Source organism: Micromonospora sp. D75, from assembly GCF_018070405.1.
GTDB lineage: Bacteria > Actinomycetota > Actinomycetes > Mycobacteriales > Micromonosporaceae > Micromonospora > Micromonospora chalcea.
The window spans coordinates 1-2772 of record NZ_JAGPXV010000717.1 but is presented as its reverse complement, the minus strand read 5'-3'; the positions used below and the strand labels follow the sequence as shown (position 1 = coordinate 2772).

Annotated in this window: 3 protein-coding genes; all 3 read left to right on the top strand. The window is 72.9% G+C overall.

Annotated elements, in window-relative coordinates:
- Positions 1-583: branched-chain amino acid ABC transporter permease (locus KBX39_RS28100; protein ID WP_210873409.1), on the top strand; the 583-nt coding region annotated here is incomplete at its 5' end.
- A gap of 52 nt (positions 584-635) precedes the next feature.
- Positions 636-1907, top strand: a complete 1272-nt coding sequence (locus KBX39_RS28095) for an ABC transporter substrate-binding protein (RefSeq protein ID WP_064445709.1) — start codon at positions 636-638, stop codon at positions 1905-1907.
- An 89-nt stretch (positions 1908-1996) separates the two neighbouring features.
- Positions 1997-2623, top strand: coding sequence for a TetR/AcrR family transcriptional regulator (locus KBX39_RS28090; protein ID WP_064445710.1), 627 nt, complete (start codon positions 1997-1999; stop codon positions 2621-2623).
- Positions 2624-2772: the final 149 nt, after the last annotated feature.

The following is a 2772-nucleotide window of genomic DNA, read 5'->3' as shown; positions in this document are numbered from 1 at the left end:
CGGCGCCTACTTCCAGCCCGAGCGCTGGCTGGCCTGGATCGCGCTGGCCGCCGCGCTGCTCACCATGCTGCTGCTGGCCAACCTGGTGCGCAGCCGTTTCGGCCGGTCGCTGCGGGCGGTACGCGACGACGAGGTCGCGGCCCGGCTCGCCGGCATCCCGGTGGCCCGCACGCAGGTGCTCGCGTTCGTGGTCAGCGCCGCCTGCGCCGGGCTGGGCGGCGGCGTGTACGCCATGCTCACCGCCACCGTCGCGCCCGGCAAGTTCCCGCTGGACCTGTCGCTGTTCCTGCTCATGGCGATCGTGATCGGCGGGCTGGGCAGCCTGGCCGGCGCGGTCTGGGGCGCGGTGCTGCTGGTCGCGCTCCAGGACCTGCCCGGCCTGCTCACCGAACACCTCAGCCTCTCCGCCGGGCTGGCCCAGCGGCTGGAGGGCAACCTCGCGCTGGCCGTGTTCGGCCTGGTCCTCATCGTCGTCATGCTCGCCGCCCCGGGCGGCCTGCAGGGCGGCGTGCGTGCCCTCACCGCCCGCCTACGCGGGGCCGTCCGCCGCCGTCCCGCCACCCCCCGGCCGCCGGACCGCTGACCTCACCGGTTCCACCCACACCGTTCGCACCGTCGCACCGGAATGGAGAACCATGCGCACCACCACCCGCCGCGTTCTCGCGGCCGCCGCCGGCCTGGCCCTGCTGGCCGCGCTGCCGGCCTGCGCCGACGACGAGAAGCAGGCCGCCGAGAACGTTCCCGGCGTCAGCGACTCCGAGGTCGTCATCGGCACCCACCAACCGCTCACCGGACCGGCCGCGCCCGGCTACTCGAAGATCTCCGCCGCCACCAAGGCGTACTTCGAGCACGTCAACGCCAAGGGCGGCGTGCACGGCCGGAAGATCGTCTACAAGGTCATGGACGACGGCTACAACCCCGCCAACACCGAGAACGTGGTCCGCAAGCTGGTGCTCGACGACAAGGTCTTCGCACTGCTCGGCGGCCTCGGCACGCCCACGCACACGAACGTGCTGGAGTTCGTCAAGACGCAGAAGGTGCCGGACCTGTTCGTCGCCTCCGGCAGCCGCAACTGGAACGAGCCGGACAAGTACCCGACGACGTTCGGCTGGCAGCCCGACTACACGGTCGAGGGCAAGATCCTGGCCAGCTACGTCAAGCGGGAGTTCCCCGGCGCGAAGGTCTGCCACTTCGGGCAGAACGACGACTTCGGGCGGGACTCGCTGGTCGGCGTCGAGCAGGTCCTCGGCCCGGTCGCGGCGAAGCAGACGTACACCACCACCAACCAGCAGGTCGGCCCGGCGATCGGGGCGCTGCGCGCGGCCGGCTGCCAGGTGGTCATCTCGGCGACCATCCCCGGCTTCACCGCGCTGGCCATGGGCCAGGCCGCCGGGCAGGGCTTCAAGGCGCAGTGGGTGGTGTCCAACGTGGGCGCCGACTACACCACGCTGGCCGCCCAGCTCGGCGACAAGAAGGTGATCCTCGAGGGCATGGTGGCCGACAACTACCTGCCGAACGTGGCAGACACCGCGAACCCGTGGATCCAGGAGTTCACCAAGATCCACCAGAAGTACAACGCGGGCAACCCGGTCGACGGCAACGCCATCTACGGCTACTCGATGGCGTACACGTTCGTCCAGGCGATGCTCGCCGCCGGGCCCGACCCCACCCGGGAGAAGCTGGTCGAGGCCGTGCGCAAGGGCGGCTTCCGCGGGCCCGGCCTGGTCCCCTTCCGGTACGCCGACGGCGTGCACGCCGGCTACGGCGGCGTCCGGCTCACCAAGGTGAGCAACGGCGTGCAGGAGTACTTCGGTCCCGCGTACACCACGGACGACGGCGACGGCGCGGTCACCGAGTTCACCGAGCCGCCGACGAACCCGCCCGCCGACGCGGTGCCGACCGCCTGAGGCGTCCCGCCGGGCGGCCGGGTGCCGGTCGCCCGGCGGCACGCACGTAGAGTTGCCGCCGGTACCCGAGCAACAGGAGATCCGTACCCATGATCGAGGTGGAGGCCGACCCGCCGGAGCGGGTGGACGGCCGGGCGGCGCGAGCCGAGCGGACCCGGGCCGCGATCGTGGAGGCGCACCTGGCCCTGATCGACTCCGGTGACCTGCGCCCCACCGGGGAACGGATCGCCGAGCGGGCCGGGGTGTCGCTGCGCACGCTCTGGACCAACTTCAAGGACATGGAGACGCTGTTCGCCGCGACCGGGCGGCGGGTCGGCGAGCGGCAGGCCGCGCTCTGGCGGCCGGTGTCGCCGGAACTGCCGCTGACCGCCCGGATCGCCGCGTTCTGCGACCAGCGCGCCCGGCTGCTGGAGGTGCTGGCGCCCTCGGCCCGCGCGTCGGCGCTGCGGGAGCCGTTCTCCCCGCAGTTGCGCCGCAACCGGGAGGCGGCGGTCGCCCGGGTCCGGCACGAGATCGAGGCGGTGTTCGCCCCGGAGCTGGCGCACGCCGGTCCGGGCCGCGCGCAGTTGCTGGACGCGCTGACGGTGGCCGGCACCTGGTCGTCCTGGTCGATGATGCGCGACTCGATGGGTCTCGACGTGGACGCCGCCCGAGCCGTGATGGCCCGGATGCTCGGCGCGTTGCTGGTCGACGCGATCGCCGCCGGCCTGCGCTGAGCGCCCCGGCGGCCGGTCAGGCGATCTCGCCGGTGGTGGCGATCTCGCCGAGCTGGCCCAGCGTGCTCAGGTACGCCTCGTGCAGCTCGTCGGTGGCCGCCGTGCACGCGTCGGAGACGGTGACGATGCGGTACCCGTTGTCGACCGCC